The organism is Phyllobacterium sp., from assembly GCF_037994425.1.
Taxonomy (GTDB): Bacteria; Pseudomonadota; Alphaproteobacteria; order Rhizobiales; family Rhizobiaceae; genus Phyllobacterium.
This window is the reverse complement of sequence record NZ_JBBNAM010000012.1, coordinates 1-20,513: the sequence shown is the minus strand read 5'-3', so window position 1 is coordinate 20,513 and position 20,513 is coordinate 1. Positions and strand designations below refer to the sequence as shown.

The 20,513-nt window shown below is 55.4% G+C and carries 23 protein-coding genes and 2 pseudogenes; 9 read left to right on the top strand and 16 right to left on the bottom strand.

From position 1 onward, the window contains the following. Positions 1–304, bottom strand: a 304-nt coding sequence (locus tag AAAB35_RS00470) for a recombinase family protein (RefSeq protein ID WP_340666291.1), incomplete at its 3' end; no start/stop codon positions are given. Between the two features lie 501 nt (positions 305–805). Between AAAB35_RS00470 and AAAB35_RS00465 the strand changes: the two genes are divergently transcribed. After that, entirely contained in the window at positions 806–1,684 is an 879-nt protein-coding gene (locus AAAB35_RS00465; protein WP_340666290.1) for a metallophosphoesterase, read from the top strand. A gap of 166 nt (positions 1,685–1,850) precedes the next feature. Further along, positions 1,851–2,552, top strand: coding sequence for a hypothetical protein (locus tag AAAB35_RS00460; RefSeq protein ID WP_340666289.1), 702 nt, complete (start codon positions 1,851–1,853; stop codon positions 2,550–2,552). Between the two features lie 93 nt (positions 2,553–2,645). Here the strand turns inward: AAAB35_RS00460 and AAAB35_RS00455 are convergent, their stop codons facing one another. From AAAB35_RS00455 to AAAB35_RS00425, 7 genes are all read right to left on the bottom strand, one after another. Further along, positions 2,646–2,924, bottom strand: a complete 279-nt coding sequence (locus AAAB35_RS00455) for a hypothetical protein (protein ID WP_340666288.1) — start codon at positions 2,922–2,924, stop codon at positions 2,646–2,648. Continuing rightward, positions 2,921–3,802 carry an AAA family ATPase gene (locus tag AAAB35_RS00450; RefSeq protein ID WP_340666287.1) on the bottom strand — a complete coding sequence of 294 codons (882 nt, stop codon included), beginning with the start codon at positions 3,800–3,802 and terminating at the stop codon, positions 2,921–2,923. Before AAAB35_RS00450 ends, AAAB35_RS00455 begins: the two co-directional genes overlap by 4 nt. A gap of 114 nt (positions 3,803–3,916) precedes the next feature. Continuing rightward, positions 3,917–4,573, bottom strand: coding sequence for a bifunctional DNA primase/polymerase (locus AAAB35_RS00445; protein ID WP_340666286.1), 657 nt, complete (start codon positions 4,571–4,573; stop codon positions 3,917–3,919). Between the two features lie 69 nt (positions 4,574–4,642). Continuing rightward, positions 4,643–5,056 carry a hypothetical protein gene (locus tag AAAB35_RS00440; RefSeq protein WP_340666285.1) on the bottom strand — a complete coding sequence of 138 codons (414 nt, stop codon included), beginning with the start codon at positions 5,054–5,056 and terminating at the stop codon, positions 4,643–4,645. Between the two features lie 143 nt (positions 5,057–5,199). Then, positions 5,200–5,421, bottom strand: coding sequence for a hypothetical protein (locus tag AAAB35_RS00435; RefSeq protein WP_340666284.1), 222 nt, complete (start codon positions 5,419–5,421; stop codon positions 5,200–5,202). A gap of 724 nt (positions 5,422–6,145) precedes the next feature. Beyond that, positions 6,146–6,925 (bottom strand): hypothetical protein, encoded by a 780-nt coding sequence (locus AAAB35_RS00430; protein ID WP_340666283.1) that lies wholly within the window; start codon positions 6,923–6,925, stop codon positions 6,146–6,148. A 130-nt stretch (positions 6,926–7,055) separates the two neighbouring features. Then, entirely contained in the window at positions 7,056–7,364 is a 309-nt protein-coding gene (locus AAAB35_RS00425; protein WP_340666282.1) for a hypothetical protein, read from the bottom strand. 19 nt (positions 7,365–7,383) lie between these two features. Between AAAB35_RS00425 and AAAB35_RS00420 the strand changes: the two genes are divergently transcribed. After that, entirely contained in the window at positions 7,384–7,548 is a 165-nt protein-coding gene (locus AAAB35_RS00420) for a hypothetical protein (RefSeq protein ID WP_340666281.1), read from the top strand. Between the two features lie 204 nt (positions 7,549–7,752). Continuing rightward, positions 7,753–8,133, top strand: a pseudogene (locus tag AAAB35_RS00415) (Lrp/AsnC family transcriptional regulator); the annotation flags it as partial. Between the two features lie 9 nt (positions 8,134–8,142). On the opposite strand, the pseudogene AAAB35_RS00410 reads toward AAAB35_RS00415, so the two are convergent. After that, positions 8,143–8,860: pseudogene (locus AAAB35_RS00410) on the bottom strand (DNA helicase). Between the two features lie 312 nt (positions 8,861–9,172). Here AAAB35_RS00410 and AAAB35_RS00405 point away from each other — a divergent pair. The 3 genes from AAAB35_RS00405 to AAAB35_RS00395 all read left to right on the top strand — a co-directional run bounded on the left by AAAB35_RS00405 (position 9,173) and on the right by AAAB35_RS00395 (position 11,671). Next, the gene (locus AAAB35_RS00405) at positions 9,173–9,481 is read left to right on the top strand and encodes a DUF6665 family protein (protein WP_340666280.1); all 309 of its coding nucleotides are present in this window, start codon (positions 9,173–9,175) and stop codon (positions 9,479–9,481) included. A gap of 176 nt (positions 9,482–9,657) precedes the next feature. Next, the gene (locus AAAB35_RS00400; protein ID WP_340666279.1) at positions 9,658–11,163 is read left to right on the top strand and encodes an NAD(P)H-hydrate dehydratase; all 1,506 of its coding nucleotides are present in this window, start codon (positions 9,658–9,660) and stop codon (positions 11,161–11,163) included. Positions 11,164–11,251: 88 nt separating this feature from the next. Beyond that, complete coding sequence (locus AAAB35_RS00395; protein ID WP_340666278.1) at positions 11,252–11,671, top strand: hypothetical protein; 420 nt, start codon at positions 11,252–11,254, stop codon at positions 11,669–11,671. 448 nt (positions 11,672–12,119) lie between these two features. On the opposite strand, the gene AAAB35_RS00390 is transcribed toward AAAB35_RS00395, so the two are convergent. From AAAB35_RS00390 to AAAB35_RS00370, 5 genes are all read right to left on the bottom strand, one after another. Then, positions 12,120–12,587: a spore coat U domain-containing protein gene (locus AAAB35_RS00390; RefSeq protein WP_340666277.1), complete on the bottom strand. Its 468-nt coding sequence runs from the start codon at positions 12,585–12,587 to the stop codon at positions 12,120–12,122. 807 nt (positions 12,588–13,394) lie between these two features. Further along, positions 13,395–14,582, bottom strand: a complete 1,188-nt coding sequence (locus AAAB35_RS00385) for a fimbria/pilus outer membrane usher protein (RefSeq protein WP_340666276.1) — start codon at positions 14,580–14,582, stop codon at positions 13,395–13,397. Positions 14,583–14,589: 7 nt separating this feature from the next. Then, positions 14,590–15,801, bottom strand: a complete 1,212-nt coding sequence (locus tag AAAB35_RS00380; protein WP_340666275.1) for a fimbria/pilus outer membrane usher protein — start codon at positions 15,799–15,801, stop codon at positions 14,590–14,592. A gap of 28 nt (positions 15,802–15,829) precedes the next feature. Then, positions 15,830–16,462, bottom strand: coding sequence for a fimbria/pilus periplasmic chaperone (locus tag AAAB35_RS00375; protein WP_340666274.1), 633 nt, complete (start codon positions 16,460–16,462; stop codon positions 15,830–15,832). Positions 16,463–16,688: 226 nt separating this feature from the next. Continuing rightward, a complete protein-coding gene (locus tag AAAB35_RS00370) occupies positions 16,689–17,198 on the bottom strand; it encodes a spore coat protein U domain-containing protein (RefSeq protein ID WP_340666273.1) in 510 nt (169 codons plus the stop codon). 455 nt (positions 17,199–17,653) lie between these two features. On the opposite strand from AAAB35_RS00370, the gene AAAB35_RS00365 reads away from it, so the two are divergent. Next, entirely contained in the window at positions 17,654–18,028 is a 375-nt protein-coding gene (locus AAAB35_RS00365) for an MmcQ/YjbR family DNA-binding protein (protein ID WP_340666272.1), read from the top strand. On the opposite strand, the gene AAAB35_RS00360 is transcribed toward AAAB35_RS00365, so the two are convergent. Next, positions 18,025–18,516, bottom strand: coding sequence for an Lrp/AsnC family transcriptional regulator (locus tag AAAB35_RS00360; RefSeq protein WP_340666271.1), 492 nt, complete (start codon positions 18,514–18,516; stop codon positions 18,025–18,027). The two genes, AAAB35_RS00365 and AAAB35_RS00360, sit on opposite strands and share 4 nt — an antisense overlap. A gap of 151 nt (positions 18,517–18,667) precedes the next feature. Here AAAB35_RS00360 and ald point away from each other — a divergent pair, with 151 nt between their 5' ends. Next, positions 18,668–19,783: an alanine dehydrogenase gene (ald, locus tag AAAB35_RS00355; protein ID WP_340666270.1), complete on the top strand. Its 1,116-nt coding sequence runs from the start codon at positions 18,668–18,670 to the stop codon at positions 19,781–19,783. Between the two features lie 51 nt (positions 19,784–19,834). Here the strand turns inward: ald and AAAB35_RS00350 are convergent, their stop codons facing one another. Next, complete coding sequence (locus AAAB35_RS00350) at positions 19,835–20,308, bottom strand: DUF1203 domain-containing protein (protein WP_340666269.1); 474 nt, start codon at positions 20,306–20,308, stop codon at positions 19,835–19,837. Positions 20,309–20,513 lie beyond the last annotated feature (205 nt).

The following is a 20,513-nucleotide window of genomic DNA, read 5'->3' as shown; positions in this document are numbered from 1 at the left end:
TACGACTTGTCGTATCAACGGCCGCATCGTCCAGCACCTTGAAGGCGACGCCCTTGCCGTCCAGCAGGGTCACGATGGCATAAAGATCGACGGCCGAGCGCGCCAGGCGATCGAGCTTCGTCACCATGAGCGTGTCACCCTCCCGCACATAATCCAGGCACTTTTGCAGCTCTTCGCGCTCGCGATCGACGCCCGAGCGCTTCTCCTGGAAGATTTTGGTCGCGCCGGCCGCCTTCAGCCGTTCCACCTGTCCCGCATGATCCTGCCCGACGCTGGACACGCGCGCATAGCCAACAATCGCCATTTCCGTATACTTTCCTCTAAGAGATCACTAAACGTAGTATTAGTGTACGCAAAGAATACGCGCAAGAGGCTACGTGCTAGAAAGTGTACCTTTATGTACGGAGTCCGTTACATTGGTGCGGCGGGCTGGTGCATGGGACGCCGCCCAATCAAACAATAACGCCGTCGGGGTATTGCTTGGCAACTGGCATGTCCGCTAATTGGACCCTTGCAGATATCTCCGCGCGAAGTTCCAGTCGTAAGTGAACCCCATTTAACATTGGACTGATCGTGGCAGCGTGGTTTGCCAAGTATGCATTGCGCCTGCATGCAACCGCCACGATACGACTCGAATAGTTTGCAGAAAGCTTAGCCCAGCGGCCTTATGCACAGCTTGTTAGAGACGCCCCTCGACGGCTTTGCGAGATTGTCTTATCGAGAAGTATTGCTCTCTATCAGAGGTCAGAGGTCAGAGGTCAGTATATCGTGCGGCAATGGATGGTATGCCGGAATTACCGTATAGATGGTGAACAAATTTCCGCCTTGGGAGATAATGTTGCGACTAAATATTCTTCATTTATCAGATCTTCATCATCGCGGTCATTCAACGGGTGATCAGCAGATAGTAGTGGATGCGCTAAAAAAGGACTTGGGAGAAATAAAATCTCAGACGGAAATCGATTTGATAGTTTTCTCCGGTGACCTTGTACAAGCTGGATACTCAGAGAAAAATTTCGAAGAAGCGTCAGCAGATCTATTACAACCGGTTTTAGACACCTTTTCATTGGAGAGAAGCCGCATTGCCATTTGCCCTGGCAATCACGATATCGATTGCGAAGTAGTCCGGAAGCAGGGTTTTATTGAGACTGGTTTGCAGCAGACGCTTCGGGACAGGGCCTCAATCAACTCATTCATTGACCAGTACGTTGGGACGGACATTTCTGGTAGTAGCTTGCCCGAAGCCTTTTGGCGAATGCGTCATTTTTATAAATCCGTTTGGCATCCATTGGTTGCCGATGGATGGAGCGTGTCGCCATTTTCAGCAATTCAGAAAATTGAGATCAAAGGCGTTAAAATCGCTGTCTGCTCGTTTAATTCTTCTTGGCGGTGCACCGGAGAAGGCGGTGATTCCGACAAGGGCAGTTTGATTATTGGCGAGAGAGCTATCGATTTGACGATAGCTTCAACAGAAGATGCTGCTCTTCGAATCGCAGTATTTCATCACCCCTTAGACTGGTTGGTAGAATCGGACCGCACAGCGGTGGAATCTAGATTGCACGCCAAATTTGATATTTTCTTCTACGGACATGTCCACAACACGATCCCGTCCTACACCAAGGCCCCAATGGGGAGCGATATACTCCCAAACCGGATGTCTATACCAGAATCGCGACTATTATAATGGGTACAGCATTGTAGAGCTCAACTTGCAAGACGGTACGGCGACAATCTCAGCTCGCGAATACTCGGATAGAGTGCGATCCTTCATCCCCGCGCTTGGAGCTATTCCAAATGGTAAGATAACATTTGATTTTCCTATATCGCGCGGGACGGGAGGTGGCAATTTAATGTCACTCTTGGCCACTATTCGCCCCGCTATCAAGCGGATTGGGGACGAGCATGTTCGGTTATCTAATGACGATGGGCTCGATCTGGAAAAATTTTTTGTATGCCCCCCACTTTCTACGTCTAAAAGAGTGTCTGAGGAGTCTGGAGAGACTGATGAGCAAACGGAAACGAAACACGTAGCTTTGGCCGATCTCCTGGATGCAACCGAGAACGTACTTCTATTGGGACCCCCCGAGTCGGGAAAAACCACGCTCATCCACTATGCGGCATTAAAGACAGCAACTGGATTGACTGCGACGCCTCGACTACCGTTACGAGCGAAATTTTATGATTTTCAGAAGGGTAGAAGTGCCATTTGGCGAGCCGTGAGAGCTTACGCGAACGAGATCTCTGACGGTAAGATTGCGGCAAAGGTCATCGAGACAACCCCCATACTGTTATTCGTGGATGACGTCATAGCGGGAGACGATCTTCATCTCGCGTATCTTTTATCCCTTGTGAAGGAAGCCCCTAACATTCGTTGGGTATTTTGCGCAGACGGCAACACGCGCTTAACGAATGTCTCAGCGGAAAATGAACGCAGAATGGAAGACTTTACCACAGTTTCCATCGGTGATTTGCCCCGCGCGTCTATTCGAAAATTGTCCGCTCAATGGTGCGCCATTGGGGGATTCAATTGGCGCATGCAAATGCGCCATTAAATCTCTTTAGGGCACCTTACCAATAGCGCACACTGATTTTGCGTCATCCGTGCGCCATTGACTTTCTTCGTTGGCGCACAAGTTCAGCATTCGTCAAGAGACCCACCCCGGTCGCTTTGCCTCGTCGAGGTAAAGCCCTTCGCGATCTTTCCTGTCGGTGGCACTATGATAGACCTTCCTGACGAGCAGGCCATTTCTGATCCACGTTATGATCATTTCCCGACACTGTTCTTTTGTCTTGGACGGCAGTTGGTTCTGGACCACCTTCCATGCCGCCCGCGTCGTCGCCGCAGCTGCATCGGAGTAGCGATCCCCGTCGGGAGTTCCTACTTCTATCGCGGTAAGTATTCGGTTCACCAAATCGTCGGTCAACCCGTGTTGCCAAGCGCAACACCGACTAATTTGAACCACTTCGCAGTACTCGCCGGCGGTGTGATATTGACCTTGCCGCTGTCGGTCCGAAGATAAAGCCGCCGGTCGGCATAAGAAATGCCAAACCTGTCCGCCTCATCTTCACTCATGGTCGTCAGCGTGTAAACAAGGCGCGCCCCATCCTTGATTGCACTGGCACCACGACCACGATCGGCATTACCGGGGCCAATCATACCTTTTGCCGTATGATGCGGAACATCGACAGCAATATTTTTCTCCATAGCCAAGCTGGCTAGAGACTCGATCACCTGATCCATCTGATTGTTGTCGTTTTCGGAAAGTGCGTGTGTTTTCACGAAAGGATCAAGGCAAAGGACATCTATCCCGTTGCGCTCAATGCTTTGTTGCAGTGCTTCGCCAAGGCCGCCGACGGTGGGACGCCCCCTGCCGTCAAGCGTCAACAGCTTTCCAGCCTTTCCGCCCGGAGCCGACAAAAACAGCCAGCCTTTGATGTCTTCATACGCAATTCCGTGGTGATACTGGGCAGCTCGTACTCGACGACGAAGCTCGTCTCGGTCGTCTTCGAGCGAAACGAGTAGTACGCGACAACGCTGAAACACATTTTCACCCGTGAGATTTCTCCCGGTCGCAAGGGCCAGCGCTTGTGCAACCCGCAACGCGGTCTTTCCGGTGCCGCCATCCGCCAGCAGCGAGCTCACGAAGCGCCTGCAGATAACATTTCCGAGTAGCCACTGCCGTGGCGGGATCGGCTCCTGGTCTTCGCCCGCATCCCATTCTTGCAGGCTGGGAGGCGGACCTTTTGCCGTCTCCAGCAGTTCGGATAATTCTAATACCTCGGGATCTAAATCTCCGCTCATGTCCAGTCGCCCCGGCGCATCAGGTGGGTTCTCGCGACTGACATGGCGATGCGATCAACATCCTGAGCTGCCAGCAATGGCATGCATCTTGCTATGTTGACGCAATGCAGGAGGTCAATCACGACGAACCAGATTGACGTCGTGGCAGAGCAACTTTCCGGCTATACTGGCGAGAGTGACGTTCCGGCTTCCTTCATGAATTGGTTCTGTCAATGTGCGGTGCCAGCCCTCCAGTGACCTGCCCTTACCGTCGGTTTCGGCGGCTTCGGCTAGCCTGCACAGCCAGTCGGGTGCATCTGAAAAGCTTTCGGCGCTGTCGACAGACCATGTGTACAGCCGGGTGGTGGGATGGACGCTTGGCGGAGCCAGAACATACCCGCCGTCGCCCCGCACATCGATACCATTGCCGATTCTCCCGACGCTGTTCCTGAGGCTGTGTTCACCCAACCGAAAATAGAGGTGTCGGCCCCGACCAGTGATGACTTCAATGGTAGAAGGAAGCGGGCCATGCTCAGCCTCCAGATTGCGCAGGCTTGCTTCCCCCTCCTCATTGTCGATATCCAGCACCCAGACCCCAGATGGTGCACCCGTCGGGATTCCTATGTTTAGATCCGGTGCAGGTTCCCACCAGCTCTCGATTACTCCGGTGTCGGTGGTCGCCGCAAGTAAGCCGCGTGTTGTAGCCGGTTCCTTTCCACGCGGGTGGCAGGGGAATACTGGAATACCTCTCGCCGCAAAGGCCAATGCTGCGCGATGCAAACGCGAACGCATTTTTCGAGAACCTTTCAGCTGCAGTTGAATTGAATCGGCGGCGGTATGACGCCGCCGATTCATCGTCGTCTAGAACGGGATTTCGTCGTCCAGGTCCAGAGCGTCAGCCGGGGGCGGCACTGGGCTCACCGGGACTGGGGCTGTGGGGGCACCGCCTCCACGCTCCTCCGGTTTTTCGACACGAATGGACTCCGTCATCTTGCCGTTAAACGAAACCATCGTGGCAACAAGAGTAATGCGAGCACCGGTCCAGTCATCACTGTTGGGCTTGCCCGTGATTAGCACGATCGCCGCGAAGTTGGTCTTGTTACAGACCAGGCCCTTAACGGCATTCTTGAAGTAAACGACGGGCTTCTTTATAACGCGGCCGTGGTCGTCGAAGTCTTCGACTTGGACGTGATCGATGGTGACCGTGACTTTCTTGCCGTTCAAGTCGGGAGCGGATAGGTACTTACTCGGGTAAAGTTCGTTCATCGTGGCCATTTGATTTACCTTTGTCAGTTGATGCGCGTCTTGTCTTTCAACGTGCGACACATGAGCGCGCAAAAGCGTCGCGCGCCTTGCCCAACATGGGCGAAGCTCTCCTCTAGTCCTCGGGTCAGGGTGTTGGATGCGAACGCTGTCGCCTAGGTGAACCAATCCTTCTCCCAGCGCTCAAACTTCTGGCGAGCTAGCTCGGCAAAGGGGTCGTCCAATGAAGGCAGGCGTTCCACAAGCCAGTACGGATCGTGTCCCGATTCCTGCAACATCACCGCGACCCGATCGAGCGCGTTAAGGCGCTCCCCAGCATAGGGCGAGGTCAGAGCGACCAGCAAAATCTGAGAAAATCGGGGCGCACTTGTGGCCATCACGTCCTCCTCAAGGGCATTTGAATTCCTAATGCTGAGGCATAGTTAGTAAGCTGCGCGGCTCTCTTGAGTTCGGCCTTCTCCAGAAACTGGTCATCGGCTTCGAGCGCCTGTTGCAGCAAGGGTCGCGCCGCTTCCAGCCGAGGGCTTTCGAGCGCAAGTTCCTCAATGATCCTGGCGGCCCTCTTGAGATCGTCGGACGCTTGCTGGTCGCAAAGGTCTTCAAGCGTTCGCACAATTCCCGAAGGATCTCTCGAACGGACAGGCCAGTCGCAGTGGCGCTCATGACACGCCTCCCGAAGCCGGCGGTTGGGCTTCTCCAAAATCGCAACTCGGTCTGACACTCTCGTTGCGCGCAGCTGCTGCTTTTTGAAGGCAAGCGACCAGCTCAAGGCGCCGCCAGCGGTTAATATTAGGTCCAACTTTCAAAGGCTTGCAGTAGCGACCGGCCTTTATGCCCCGCCACAGTGTCGAGCGGTGAATCGGAGAGTTAAGGCCGCCAATAATGCGGCATGCGCAAGCCTCATCAACCAGATCATCAATATCCTCTAAAGGATTAGACTGCTGCATCTTCTTTCCTCACGCGAGTACATCTCGGTGCGAGAAGGATCGTCCAATTGCAGCGTGTAGTCACCGTGGACTTTTTCGCACCATTGGAATGGCCGAAAAGTCCACCGTTCCGTAATGCCAACGCGGCATCGCTAGGGCCATTATCGGGATTGCTTCAATCTTCGGGATTGAGCTTCAATTGGCGCATCCGCTGCTCGAATACCGCATCCCGCCTACGAATTGCGTGGCGACTACGCTTCAGTATGAAGTCGAGCAGCGTCTTTTTTGCTGGTCGCTGGTTCCCGAGTGCTATTGTCAAACATTCGTCTATGAATCGGAGTAAAGGATTATTCGGCTGTGGGTCCTTCCTTGGCAGCCGAAGTTGCGAGTCAACATGGTCATGCCAGATTTGGCAAAGGTCGTGAATTAATTCCTGAATATCAGCCGGCAACCTGGCCGCAGACGTTGGCTGCCGGCTCGGGTGATCCTTCGCCCGAGAAGCATGGAATTCGAGCAGGTCCCGATGTTGCTGTTCGAAGTCTTTTCGAACCTCCCACAGATTGTGCGTGTGCCAATCCCGCTCAAACTCCAAGAGCAGATCTGGATCGCCTAAAATAAAGTCTTCATGACCGCCTATGTACGGGGGTATCGCTCCTTTGGCGGATAACCAGCCAAAGGCGCTGGCCTCGTCATGGAAAGGCATGGAATCGCTATCGGGAAATGTCCACTTCTTCGCTAAGATCGCAGCGAGCGCTGTGTTTAAGCCATCAATTATCCTCTTGAGCCGGCTGCTCTCGCGCTCAAAGGCCTCGTCCCAGTTCTCGAGGTAGCGATTGAGGGAGTGCGCAACCTTATCCGAGATGACTTCTTCCGTTTCCTTGTTAATCGCCTTAACCTTTCTCGTGTGCCGCAAGAAGTTTTCGGGGTTGAATGGCGATTGCACAGGCCGGTTCATACAACTGCCTCACCGAACAGTTGCTCGATTTTTCCATTGCCTTCGATGATGGCAGCGAGTCGATCGGCCCAAAGATTAAGCGCTTCGCGCTTCTCGCGCATATAATCGTAACGCGCATAGACGCGCGAAGTTACGGTGCTCTTGTGGCCGATACATGGTTCAACACATGCCCGACAATGAAAGGCGAAACGCCGATTTCTTCCATGCCCGTCGCTGCCGATCGACGAAGGTCATGGGGCGTCCACGGCCTAATGCCCATGATCGTCACTACCCCACGCTTGGCGATCTCTTCGCGCTTCACTGCCTTTGGGACAGATGCGCCAGTGACGGCTGCACCGGCTCCTGGTGCTGGAAAAACGAAAGGCGGAATCGCCCTGCCCTTCCGCTCCGACAGCGCTGTCACGTCTGCGATCTGATCGGCGATGATTCGGATTGCCATTTTCGCAAAGCGGGACAACATGGTCGCGGCCATTCTTGGTACGCGTACCTGGTATCGTCCACAGATCGCGTATCAGATCCAGTTCGCTGCGCACCATGCCGGCGATCTCTCCGATACGCTGCCCTCTAACCAAGCACAGGCGCAAAATGCGTCGGGTGCTTTCCCGCATGTCGGCTTCGATTAAGGCGGCCCACATCGTCTTGATATCGTCGGCCGTTAGCACGCGGTCGCGGTCGACAGGTTCGGTCGGCCTCGCCATACCTTCGGTCAAGTTGCTATCTAGATCGCCACGACCGCGCCCCCATCGGACCATCGCACGAACGTCTTCAAACACCCGATTTGCCTCGACAGGCGCACCCCGGTCTTTCACAGCGTCGATTGCCCTGATGAGGTGGGGCTTTCGCCCTCTCCCTGCCTTCGCCGCATGAAACTGCTCGAGGAGGCAGGCATCATTGACCGTTACGTGGCAGTGCTTGACCAGGCTAAAGTGGGTCTACCCCTGTCAATGTTCGCGCGCGTCTGGCTGACCGCCCAGGACGCCGAGACCATTGATCACTTTATCGACGCCATGAAGCGGCTGCCCCAGGTCATGGAGTGCTACATCATGTTGGGTGAGAGCGACGCTTTGTTGCGGGTCGTCGTCGCGGACCTTGATGACTACCGCCACTTTCAATCGACCCATCTGACCCGGGTGAACGGCATTCAGAACGTGAAGACCGATGTGCCGAGCCAGATCGTGAAGCATAGTTACGCCTTGCCGCTGGTTTAACGAAGCAAACTAGTTCACCACCCGGAACCGCACCGCACCATTGTTCATGAACAGCGCCTTGTCGAACAGCGCCAAATCCAGCGGATTCGGCAATCGGACATCTTCCAGAGCGGGACACGGCTTCAACGATGGATCATATGATCGGTCGATCTGCGAAATGAGCACGATGATCAGCCCTCTTGCTCGCGCAAAGGTACGGAGCGCGCGCACTTGAGTCATCAATTCAGGTTTTTCGCGGTTCTGATCGAGTATCTGCAGGTAATCGACGACCGCCAGTGTACCACGAGGAGCCATTTCCAGCCTCCCGATTATGTAGTCGGAACGAATTGCGTCCGAGTAATCCAGTTCGAACCGTTCTTGGAATTGTGTGGGATCGATCCGCTCCGATTGCGCGGAAACCTTCGGCAACGTCGTTTGCCGTAAACTCGAGCGTGAAGAAGGCACTTCGATTACCCGATTTCATCGCCTCTACGGCGAGTTTCAGCCCCATTAGAGTTTTACCCTGACCCGGCCGCGCGCCAACCAAGACCAGATCTCCCGGATTCAGTCGTGAAAACAATTCTCCCGCTGCCAAGGCTGGTGATGCTTTGGCTGCAAGTAAGCTCCAGCTCGTGAGACCCTCCGTGGCTGCAACCTGATCAAGCGCTTTGTGCAGCGGTATGTTCAGTTCACGCGATAAGATTCGGGCCTGGCGCTTCAAATGGAAAATGGGGGCGGATAACTTCATCAATACAACCTCCTATTGCGAGCATTTGATACAATCCCTCCTCATGTCTCGTGCTCGAACAGTCGGTTCGAAGATGATTCAACCCCGCATGAAATACTCCTTTCCCGGATGGAGGGGGGAGGCATGGGTCGTGCCTGAATCGGATCATAGCCCGATTCCGCTCGGCGTAGAATTGGTCGGTCGAGGTATTCTCAGTGCACCCGCTCCGCGCCAAATCGACCTTGGCTCGGCGCGGAGCGCACTTGCGATACGGCATGTGCTGTGCTCGAATTGTCATCTTCGTTCGCGTATGACTATCAATTTGAGCTGCCAATGTCGCTTCGACCGCCACAAAATACATCGTCAAGCTTCGATCGCGGAGTCCGGCCTAGCGCCATCGACATGGAGATTATTGCTGAGATGGCCGCCACGCTGGGGCGCGCCGGGCAGAAGGTAGAACTGACATTGGAGCGGTTGAGAGTAGCGCCGGAAGACGAACGCGCTGTCCACCTGAAGGCAGCCGCCAGGGCGGTGCACGCCTATTTCATACAGCGCGAACTTTGCGGCCTGCGCAAACATGACGACGCCATCAATCACTATGCCATCCCGCGCGCCGTGCTCGTGCGCCTGGGCGCTGACTAATCAATCCTTATCGATCACAACCGCTCATGCCGTACCGGCGCAAATTGAACCTTGACGGCATTACCGCGTTGAAAGTTGCAGATTAGATCCCCTGCCCATCAGGTTCTGTTCCACCTGCTTCATTTAACGAGGAATTGTTCTAGTCTCGATCCGAATGGTTCAAAGGAAAGCGCGCCATGGCATATGAGATCTTGACACCGGCCGAGATGAGCGAGGCCGACCGGCTCACCATCACCGCCGGACCAGGAGACGGTTATACGCTGATGCTCCGCGCTGGCGAAGGGATCGCGCGCTATCTCCTCGCCACGCACGGCGACGCGATCGAGTTTCACATTCTTTGCGGTCCTGGCAATAATGGCGGAGACGGCTATGTGATTGCCCGCGCGCTCATCGATAGCGGCAACAGCGTCCATGTCTGGTCGGCAGGCCCACCAAAGCCGGCCAGTGACGCCGCTCGGGCGCTCGCAGACTATGCAAAACCGCCTCGCCCAATCGAAGGATTTACGCCAAAACCCGCATCCGTCGTCATCGACGCACTGTTCGGCGCCGGGCTCGACCGTCCCGTTACCGGCAAGGCAGCGGCCGCCATAGAGCGAGCCAATCAGGCGGCGGTGCGCCGTATCGCCGTCGATGTTCCCTCAGGCCTCGACGGTGCGACCGGTCAAGCGCTCGGGACTGTCTTCCAAGCGGATTGCACGATCACGTTTTTCAAGAAGAAGCCCGGACACCTGCTCTATCCCGGTCGCACGCTCTGCGGCGACCTCATCGTCCACGATATCGGGATAAGCGACGACGTCCTGTCCGTGATCGCGCCGCGCTGCTTCGAGAATGCACCAGGCCTATGGCGTAGCGAACTGCCGTCGCCCGAGGTCGACACGCATAAATACCGGCGCGGCCATGTCGCCGTGTTCTCGGGTGGCGCAACATCCACAGGCGCCGCGCGCTTGTCGGCGCTAGCTGCCGCCCGCAGCGGCGCCGGCGCCGTGACGGTTCTTTCCCCGGGCGAGGCCCTCGCTGTCAATGCAGCGCATCTGACGTCCATCATGCTCAGCCGCTGCGACCATGAACAGGATCTTGCAGACTTTATCGACGCGCGCAATCCATCCACCTTCGTCATCGGTCCCGGCTTTGGCATTGGTGACAAGACACGCCGACTTGCGCTCACACTTCTTGGACAAAAGTCCGGGCGCTTCGTCTTCGATGCCGATACCATTACTTCGTTCAAGGATCGGCCCGATATGCTGTTTGCCGCTGCGCAAGGCCGACCGGAAACGCGTCTGATGCTCACCCCGCACGAAGGTGAGTTCAAGCGCCTTTTTCCCGATCTCGATGCACAAGCGATATCGTCCAAACTCGAGCGGGCACGCGCTGCAGCCGCCCGCGCCAACGCAATCATTGTCTATAAGGGCGCCGATACCGTGATCGCAGCGCCAGACGGACGTGCTGTCATCAACAGCAATGGCACGCCGCTCCTCGCAACTGCAGGGTCGGGCGACGTGCTTTCCGGCCTGACTGCAGGATTGATGGCGCAGGGCATGCCGCCGTTCGAGGCTGCCTGTGCGGCAGTTCACGTCCATGGCGAAGCAGCGCACGACCTCGGTTTTGGCTTGATTGCCGAAGATCTCCCGCAAGCGGCCGGAAAAATTATGGCCGCACTTATGGAAAACCTCGAAAAGGAGTAACTGGCCGGTCCCGCAGGAGCCGGCATTGGCTCCGCACTGACAGAAAATCAGACGCCGAAGCAATGGCGTCGGAATATGGAGTTACAACATGAAACCTTCGCTGCTGCTGACAGCCCCTCTCCTTCTCGCCGCAATGAGCGGTTGTGCGGGGATCGACTACGCAAAATCCAACTATGGTGGGCTGCCGCAGCAGCAGTTTACGACGAGCAGCGGCCAATCATTCCAGATCATCGACAATCCGGCACGCAGCCGCATGATGATTGGACCGGGTGGGGGCGGTTCGGCAACGCAAGGCTTCGTCAAGAGCCTGGCAGGCGGTGTGGCCGGCGGTCTCGTTGCAACGCCGCCGGTCGTATACCGCGATGCTGCCGAACAGTTCCTGCGCAGCACCGGGCGCAACTGTACCGCACAGGATGTGACGGCGATCATGGACCCGCGTTATGAGGTTCGCTATACCTGCACAGGCGGCGGACGCACCAACCAGGACAGATTGTTGGGGCCGGCCTGATAGTTCGATGGTCGCATTAACCCTGTCTTTACCTTGATCCGTCACCTTTGTCCTCGAGCGCGAAAAGGTGCTGCGTACGCGCTTGCCCGCTTCTTTTAGGCGCGTCATTATTCTGTCGTATTAACGGGGTAATGATGTCACCAAGCGAACAGCTTATCTCCGTCTTTGACCACGGATGTACTGGCACTGATGTAAGAGATAAGTTTAGGAAGGTCGGGTCGCTCCCGGCCTTTTGCTTTTATCGCATTGAATAGCTGTTTTCGCGAAATCGGTTTTTGAACAGAACAGTTCTTTATCGCAGAGCGATGCCGTCCACACGAACGACAGTGAAGACGGCGTTCATGCATGGGCGGTGCCCCCCTGACGCAGTGAGCGGCCGGCTACCGTGGTAGTGGGTGAATTACATTTCTACAGGCTCCTGCTTCGTCTACTTGAGCAAAGAAACACTCTAATACTCGAGTATGACGGGGACGATGTCCGTATAGATGCCTTGCGGGAACGACTGTGCTTGCCTGCGCACCAGACCATAAACTGGGATCGACTGTTCGCCGCCATTGCCTTCGCCAGAAGGAACTGACTTCACGGCATCCCAAATCGTGCTGTAGGACGAATCCTGGTAAAGTTCGTAGGGTATTTGGGCCTTGCCTGCACCGCGGGCGGAACCGATCGTCATGAAACGTTGACCGTTTGCTTCCCTGCTTCCAAGCTTGATGCTGTAAGGGGTTGACCTCGTGCAACGCACATTGATCAAACCGCGCCCCCTGACATCCTCGTTGATTGCCACATGCCGGCCGAAATCCAGATCGCTCGCAACGTTGAGATTGCAGTTTGATTCGACATGCACTGTAATTTTGAACTGCGCGGTTGCCGTGTCGTTTCCGCATCTCGTTGGCGAAGGAATGCCAAAGGCATCCAAGGGAACGCCAAAGGCATAGTTGAGGTTTACTGTGACATCGGCGGTGTAATCTCGGACTCACATATTGACCCGAAGGTATCTCGACGTAAAACAGCTTGTAGTTCATGGTGAAAGTGAATGTAAAATTCGAAGATAGCCAGATCGACCGCGTGGAGGCGTTGACACTTACAATCGGGCCATCGGAACTTCCACCGAAACGCAACTGGTATTCGAGTTCGTCGCCGCCCCCAATTTGCTTCATAGTACGAAAGGGTGCGACTTGCCCGCTACCGGTAAAGGCCGAGTAGCAGCCCACCATCTGAGGCGTCACCATAGAGAGCAGCGACGTCGTACACTGGACGCTCCCATCGACAGTGCCATTCATCGGCGTTGCCGATGGGCTGCCCGTCAGGGAGAGGCCATCAGTGGCGATGGTGCAGGTCATTATTCCCGCTTGCGCGTCATCGGCGAAAACAGCTACTCCAAAGATCAGCACAAGATAGACCCAAACAAATCGTATCGACATTTGACATCTCTAAATAAGCTAAATGCCTAGTGCAGGATGAAAGCTGTAATCGGCCCGACCAATTGTGCCGCCTGAAGGCACGAACCGAAAAGGCGTGCCACGTTCACGCCGTATGTTGCTTCTGAAACTGAAACTATCCTGCTACGGCTGGGCTTCTATATAAAAGTGTACGTGCTGCAATTATCCATCATCCGACAGGTAGTACAAAACAGAACAAGACTTTTTCACCTTGACAATCCTCTTGGAATGGATAGCTGAGGAACACTTTCCGGCCGGGCAATCGCTCATCTGATCGAAAGCTCCTACTGGCATGGAACATTCGCCAATTGCACCTGCTTGCCGGGTGTTGCCTGATAGTCGAAATGTGCGGAGCAAGTGCTTCCCTCACCAAGCTGGATTGAGACCGCGTTAGTGCGCTTCAGCGCCAGTATAAACGCTTGACCATCATATCCGACGACGAACGCGTCTTCCGCACCATTGAGGCTGCCAACGAGACCCGCATTGAGGGGCTTGCCATCACGGTCGACGAATCCCACCACAGCCGCCTGCGGGTCCTCCTTGACCCCGAAGTCGATAACGACACCACTTTGCCGTGCCGGCACAACGACGCTGCGCGTCGTATCGATTGCTGCATCGACCGGAAGGTTTGTAGTATCGATATCGATCTGGTTCTTTTCGTAGGAACTTAGGCTCGAAACGATAATGCGGCCGGAACCATTGGTGCGTCCCACGACCCGGTTGTTCGAACGCACCTCTACGTCTGGCGCGCCAACCTTGACCACGGCAAATGCGTCATCGACGCGGTTCGTGGCGAATATCCCCCCACCAGCCACGGCCACCGCGCCATCCACCCAAAGACTGCCCTGCGCCATATCGTCATACTGATCGACCTGCCCTTCAATCCTGGCGTATCTTGAGCGATAGCTCGCCGCGGCAGACCGGCTGGCGAAATCTCCTTCACGATCCCTTAAACGCCAGCCAAAACTTCCTTCATCCTGCTTCTCGACTTTGTTGAGGCTGGTAACCGCAGCAAAACCTTCTGGAGCCTGTTCCAAACCGGTATTGAGGCTAATCCCATTGTCGAACGGTATTGACAGGCCAGCGTAGACGCCGAAGGTGTCGCTTTCATTCAAGTCGGTAAAGGCCGAGGCATAAAATGACGTGCTCCTGAAGAAGGATTGGCTGTAAGTAATGCCCGCTATGCTGCTCTTGTCGCCATCATCCGTGTTGATGTGGGTCAAGGAGAAATTGAGGCTGCCACGGTCGAAAGGCACTGGAACACCAAGCGACGCCTGCATGACGGTTTTCGGCACGCGGGGACTGTAGACTTGTGTGAAGCCGGTGTAATAGTAGCCATTGCTGTTGAGATCGCCGGAATCCGTGTCAGCCGAAATGGACGCGATATCATCGTAAATGCCGAATGTTTGCTGTACGCTGCTGTAAAGACTGTAGGATCCCAGGCTGAACTGCGCCGCTCCGCTGAGTAGCATACCTCTATTATCCTCGTACAGGCTGCCCGCTGCGCCCAGCGAAAAAGCGCCATACCCTCCGACCGAAAACACCGCCCCTGCACCGCCATTTGATGAGACCGGCGCCCCCTTCGATGTGAGATTGCAATGTGAGCCTATTCGTTCCGCCGTAACGCACCGTAGCGCCGCCGACCGGATCGCCGTAGTAATCGTTCGATTCTGTTCCGAAATTGCGGCGGGGAAAGCCGCCCTCAACCGAGAAATCGACGAGGCCCTGCTTCAACATGTCCGACGTGTTATAGAATGGCAATGTTGTTCGCGTCTCTCGGCCGAGGGTGTCCCGTACCACGACTTGCGCATTGCCGTTACCGGTATAGGCAGGCAGATTGGTCACCGTGAACGGACCCGCGGGAACATCCATGCTGAACGTCTTTGCGTTGCGAGTATAAACTTCCAGAGTGGAAGGAACTGCTGCGGTGCCCGTGAATCCGGGCATTGGCAGTGTAACGAGGTCCGGGCGGAGCTGGAAATTGCGTGATATCTGCATGCCGCCGAGATAGACCGGCCGGGTCCAGGATAACCCATCGGAAACGAAATCGCCCGCTTTGTAGGTAATCAAGCGGTCTGGATCCGAATAAGACCAAAGCGTATTGAGACGCTGTACGCCGTCCAGATCGCCGTCCGTCATGTTGGCGGTGAACGACTGGCTGAGCGTGCCGAACCGGCCGAAAATTCGCCCATCGAACCCGCCGGAAATGCCCCTGAACGCGTCCATCGAACCGTCAAGCATGTTATCGGTGCTCGAGAAAAGCGAATAGTTCAGTAGCGCTCCAGGACTGGCCGTGACCGCTAGCGGCTTATCCAATGGATTGGCGTCGATTTCCTTCGGAAGCCGTGCTGACTCCGATCCATCAATATAGACGCTCTGCGTCTCACTAACGACGTGATAGGCAATCCCAGGCAGGCTGTCCAGTTGGACAACATCGTCTTCATTTGTGCCTCGCGGCGGCCTTAATCCGAGTTCCTTCAATTCTTTGGCCGTTGTGCTCAGGCTGCCGTCGCCTTCACGATTGAAACTGCCTATAAGGCCCGTCGAGACGTCGTTGACAAAGACTTCGGGTTGGAGCGCTTGGCTCTCGTCCCCGTTAAAAAGTGTATCGGACCCGATTCCAGAAAATGTCGCCTGTTCCACAGGCGGCAGGACCTGTGGATGTTGTTGCGCCGATGTGAGCGTGGTCATGAAAAGACTGCAAGCGAGCGTGCCAAGGCTAATTGCTGATCGGAATGGTGACATCAATTGCACCTTCGTCGCTTTGAGCCTTGAGCTGCACATTCCCCCGAAGGGCACCCTTTACCTGGCCCAACTGAAAATCCGATGTCGCACCACCTTGAACATATCCGACCAGGCCCGACTTACTTGCGACTAACCTCCGCCCGGACAGCACCTTGAGATCGGTAATGCGCAAGGAAACGTCGCCCGAGTTGGCGCCGCTCACGACGAGGCCACGCAACGTCTGCCTCACGCTCCAAACCACCCTCGCATCCGCAGCGTTTGGACTATGGAAAAATATCGAAACAGAGAATCGAAGAGCAAAACCGACAGTTCCCGCCTTCATCTTCTTGGTATCGGGTATCTCATTGATCAGGACGCGGTAGCGTTCTTCACCAGCGACCGGGGCTTTTCCGACGCGGACAATACGCAGCACGTATTGCCCTTTTGCCGGGACTCGCGCAGCAGGCGGACTTGCGACCACGTCCGTCGTCGGCTCAAGTTTCTCGGCTCCGTTGACTGTTGACCAACGGAAGACCCTGACCTGTACGTTCACCGACTCGTCAGCACCATTGACGAGTGTAAGTTTGTCGGCAACTTGGGGGGCAGCAATGTCCAACTTGATTGGCATAACCGTCAGCGATGACGACGACGCTGATGCGAGCGAAGCAATCCAAAACATTACGGTCAAATAAAGAATGGCAAATAACTTACAGAAACACATTTTATCAAATCCGAAAATCGTATAATATTTAAAAGTATGTATAGTATAAATACCTTAATGTTCTTTGATTATCAACGGATTGCAACGATTAGTGTATCGCAGAAAACCCTTCGATTTACCGCGATATAGTTTCTTAGTAGGTCAATACAAGCTGTACCAAGTCCGTATACACGCCAACGGGCTTGCCGGTGACTTCGCCCTTCTTCACGACGCCAAAGATTGTCACTTCGTGCGGTGTCGAATCGGTCAGATTGTCGATGGCGAGTGGACCACCCGATGTCGTAGGGCTGCCCGACAGGCCCCAGATGTCGCCATAGTAGCTATTCTTGTAGAGGTAATAGGGTATTTTATCGGCACCGCTTCGCAGGTTGCGCTGCGTATCTGTTGCGTTTACCCCGTAGTTCAGTCCCAGCGTGACTGGTGTTGTGACTGTGGGCTTGCCGGCTGCGTCAACCGCGGCCCTGCCAGTGCATGAGACGCTGACGCGCGCCGATCGCAGGATATCACTACTGGGTGTGCCGGCGACCTGGCCAAAATCGAGCGTCGTGCCGTCGAGCAGATTTGCGGTGCAGCCAGATACAACCTCAAGACGTACGTTGAGCGTAGAGGATTGGGTTGCGGCAAATGCCGAACCAACGGACACAGTGGCGCCGGAAAGGCACAGGCGGCGACAACACATATTGCAGGTATAGATTTCATTTAATGTTCCTTAAAATTAATAATGAAATTGATCCCGATAAATTGGGATAGACGACCGGTAACACTGCCGGATACGACGGCGCCCCTCTTTTATTTTAAGATTTAACGACATATGCAGTCACTATTGCGACATACTTGATCTGTAGGATATGAGATGCAATCCCAACGGGGAAAGCTTGTTGTACTTGAGCAACCGCTGATTGCATTTGCCATCTAAAGGTCGTGATGCTTGCATTTTGCTTTCTCAGAACTGAATTCTTCCACCTGTTGGTGATAGAGCGCCGAAGGAGGGACAGTCTCGCGAAAACGCTCGCCGATAGGCTCCAGGCCCTCTGGGCTTCTGGGGCACCAATGGCGACTCGGGTTTGATATATCGAGGTCCGTCAGCTATCCATAATTATGACCAGCGATAACTTGGATAATGCATTCAAACGCGTCTGGAACGTCGCCTATGCGTTGGATTTGCCCGAACTCGTGCAAAGCACGACGCATGGGACGCCTTCGCTGAAAGTAAAGACGTCATTTATCGGTCGCCTCAAGGATGCTGATACCTTCGCCATTTATTGTCCGCTCGAAGAAAAGCCGCTCCTCATGGAGAACGTTCCGGATATTTACTTCGAAACCGATCACTATAAGGGTTGGCCCTATATTCTGGTGCACCTTGGAGCTATTTCGGATGCGGAACTCGGCCACCGGATCCGGCTGGCTTGGCTTGCAAAGGCGCCGGCAAAGCTTCGAAAAGCTGTCGCAAAGCCTGACGACCTAGAATGCTAGCGTTCGGAGGCCACCTCGATCAATGCGGTTTCGACGCCAAGCCCTGTCCGGTCCGCCACCTCGCGAAGGGCGAACGACGAGTTGATCTTGGTTACGTGCGGCATGGCCGAAAGCCAGAATTTGTGGATACGTTCATAGTCTTCGAGATCCTTGGCAGCGATGCGCAGGAGATAGTCGTATTCTCCAGACATTAGATAGCAGACGAGGACGTTAGGGCAGCGTTTCACCGCCGTCTCGAATTCGCGAAGTTGCTTGTCCGCCTGTCCCGACAGCGAAATATTCACGATGACGATCACCGGATGCCCGAGCATCTTGTTGGAGAGCCGCGCATGATAGCCGCGGATCACCCCGGATTTTTCGAGAATATCGAGGCGCCGCGAACAGGCTGATTGCGACAGCCCGACCTTCTCCGCAAGCGTCGCGTTCGACATCCGGCCATCCTTCTGCAGACTGTCGAGAATCGCGATATCAATCCTGTCCAATGTCATTCTTCGCGTTTTCCGCTCTTGTGTGCCGCATTTGCGCAAGAATATTCGAATATTGCCCTTGCGTCGAGCCTTCTTGGCAAGGACATGCGAACGGATTCGTGGTGAAATATTTGCCTCAAACGGGAACACAAGAACACTTACAGGAGGCGTTATGCGCGTTGGCTGCCCGAAGGAAATCAAAAACCATGAATATCGCGTCGGTCTCACTCCGGGGGCCGTACGCGAATACATCGCCCATGGCCACACGGTCATCGTCCAGTCCGGAGCTGGCATTGGAATAGGCGCCGATGATGGAGCCTATCAGGCAGCAGGCGCCAAGATCGTCAAGACTGCCGAAGACGTCTTTCAGCAATCAGACATGATCGTGAAAGTGAAGGAGCCGCAGCCGTCCGAATGGACGCAACTGCGCGAAGGTCAGCTTCTTTATACTTATCTGCACCTCGCCCCCGATCCGGAACAGACCAAGGGGCTCCTCGCCTCTGGCGTAACCGCGATCGCCTATGAGACCGTTACTGACGAGCGCGGCGGGTTGCCGCTGCTTGCGCCGATGTCGGAAGTTGCCGGCCGTCTCGCAATACAGGCCGGCGCCACGGCCTTGCAGAAGGCCAATGGCGGACGCGGCGTTCTGCTCGGCGGCGTGCCGGGCGTTCTGCCTGGCAAGGTCACGATCATCGGCGGCGGTGTCGTCGGTATCAATGCAGCGATGATGGCGACTGGCCTTGGCGCCGACGTCACGATTCTCGATCGGTCCATCCCGCGCCTGCGGCAGCTGGATGAACTCTTCCGGGGCCGTATTCACACGCGTTATTCAACGATCGAAGCGCTTGATGAAGAGGTTTTCTCCGCCGATATCGTCGTTGGTGCGGTGCTTATTCCAGGCGCAGCGGCTCCCAAGCTTGTCAGCCGCGAGATGCTGTCAGGCATGAAGAAGGGCGCAGTGATCGTCGATGTCGCCATCGACCAGGGTGGGTGCTTCGAGACCTCGCACGCGACGACCCATTCCGATCCGACCTATGAAGTGGATGGCATCATTCACTATTGCGTCGCCAACATGCCGGGCGCCGTTCCAGTCACCTCGGCGCAAGCGCTGAACAATGCCACGCTGCAATATGGTCTTCAGCTGGCTGACCGGGGGGTCAAGGCGCTGGTCGACAATCCGCACCTGCGCAATGGCCTCAACGTGCACAAAGGGCGGATCACCAACCAGGCCGTCGCCGAAGCGCTCGGCCTGGAGATGGTGGAAGCCAAGGCTGCTATCGCAGCCTGAGGCCCCGCTTATCGAGATTGAGCAAAGCCCGGACCGGTGTCCGGGCTTTTTTCATGGCAGCTCGATCCGGCACTGGAAGCAATTGTTCCGGGCTGAGCGCATATGCACGTAGGCAACATCGTCGCGCTGCAAAAGTTCGGCTGCGCGGTCGGCAATATCCGCAGTTCGGACCACACCCCCAGTCCCATAGATGATACGATCCTGGCAGGAATAGCCGCGCAAAATGTAATCGCTGGTGTCACGAAACATCTGCGGCATCTCCTCCGTTTCGAGGTAGCGCTCACATGCGTCGGCATGAAGGAAAATCGGGCCCGTTTCGGCATAGGGCTGCGGCGCCGGAAATGGCCGGTGCGAAAGGATCAGATACCTATCACCCGAATCGACGTTTTGCAGACAGTGCCGACATGGCACTCCATCGCCATCGGAAACGTGGACTTCGGGCGTCTGGCCGTTGGCGTCGGCTCCGCCCGCCTGGTAGTGGCGCGCAAGGCTGGTGGGCATGGCAATGTAGCGGATCGTGGTCATAAGCGCCTCCTTCGTTGAAGGCAGAAGACACCTAAAGGAAAGTCCAGACCACCCGATTCATGCGCAACGTCCTTGCAATTGTCCCCCAACGTTGCCGTCATCCTCGTGCTTGACCCGAGGATCAATTTTCATCGAGGGTAAGGGGCGCTTGAAGTCCATGGACCCTCGGGTCAAGACCGCGCATGACGGAGGGGTAGTGGATGGA

Coding starts and splice junctions, on each gene's coding strand:
- AAAB35_RS00360 (WP_340666271.1), bottom strand. CDS start 18,516: ATGACATTGGACAGGATTGATATCGCGATTCTCGACAGTCTGCAGAAG.
- AAAB35_RS00400 (WP_340666279.1), top strand. CDS start 9,658: ATGGCATATGAGATCTTGACACCGGCCGAGATGAGCGAGGCCGACCGG.
- ald (WP_340666270.1), top strand. CDS start 18,668: ATGCGCGTTGGCTGCCCGAAGGAAATCAAAAACCATGAATATCGCGTC.
- AAAB35_RS00350 (WP_340666269.1), bottom strand. CDS start 20,308: ATGACCACGATCCGCTACATTGCCATGCCCACCAGCCTTGCGCGCCAC.
- AAAB35_RS00405 (WP_340666280.1), top strand. CDS start 9,173: ATGTCGCTTCGACCGCCACAAAATACATCGTCAAGCTTCGATCGCGGA.
- AAAB35_RS00430 (WP_340666283.1), bottom strand. CDS start 6,925: ATGAACCGGCCTGTGCAATCGCCATTCAACCCCGAAAACTTCTTGCGG.
- AAAB35_RS00385 (WP_340666276.1), bottom strand. CDS start 14,582: ATGCTACTCAGCGGAGCGGCGCAGTTCAGCCTGGGATCCTACAGTCTT.
- AAAB35_RS00375 (WP_340666274.1), bottom strand. CDS start 16,462: ATGCCAATCAAGTTGGACATTGCTGCCCCCCAAGTTGCCGACAAACTT.
- AAAB35_RS00380 (WP_340666275.1), bottom strand. CDS start 15,801: ATGACCACGCTCACATCGGCGCAACAACATCCACAGGTCCTGCCGCCT.
- AAAB35_RS00465 (WP_340666290.1), top strand. CDS start 806: ATGGTGAACAAATTTCCGCCTTGGGAGATAATGTTGCGACTAAATATT.
- AAAB35_RS00395 (WP_340666278.1), top strand. CDS start 11,252: ATGAAACCTTCGCTGCTGCTGACAGCCCCTCTCCTTCTCGCCGCAATG.
- AAAB35_RS00435 (WP_340666284.1), bottom strand. CDS start 5,421: ATGGCCACAAGTGCGCCCCGATTTTCTCAGATTTTGCTGGTCGCTCTG.
- AAAB35_RS00460 (WP_340666289.1), top strand. CDS start 1,851: ATGTCACTCTTGGCCACTATTCGCCCCGCTATCAAGCGGATTGGGGAC.
- AAAB35_RS00420 (WP_340666281.1), top strand. CDS start 7,384: ATGGTCGCGGCCATTCTTGGTACGCGTACCTGGTATCGTCCACAGATC.
- AAAB35_RS00440 (WP_340666285.1), bottom strand. CDS start 5,056: ATGGCCACGATGAACGAACTTTACCCGAGTAAGTACCTATCCGCTCCC.
- AAAB35_RS00425 (WP_340666282.1), bottom strand. CDS start 7,364: ATGGCAATCCGAATCATCGCCGATCAGATCGCAGACGTGACAGCGCTG.
- AAAB35_RS00450 (WP_340666287.1), bottom strand. CDS start 3,802: ATGAGCGGAGATTTAGATCCCGAGGTATTAGAATTATCCGAACTGCTG.
- AAAB35_RS00365 (WP_340666272.1), top strand. CDS start 17,654: ATGACCAGCGATAACTTGGATAATGCATTCAAACGCGTCTGGAACGTC.
- AAAB35_RS00445 (WP_340666286.1), bottom strand. CDS start 4,573: ATGCGTTCGCGTTTGCATCGCGCAGCATTGGCCTTTGCGGCGAGAGGT.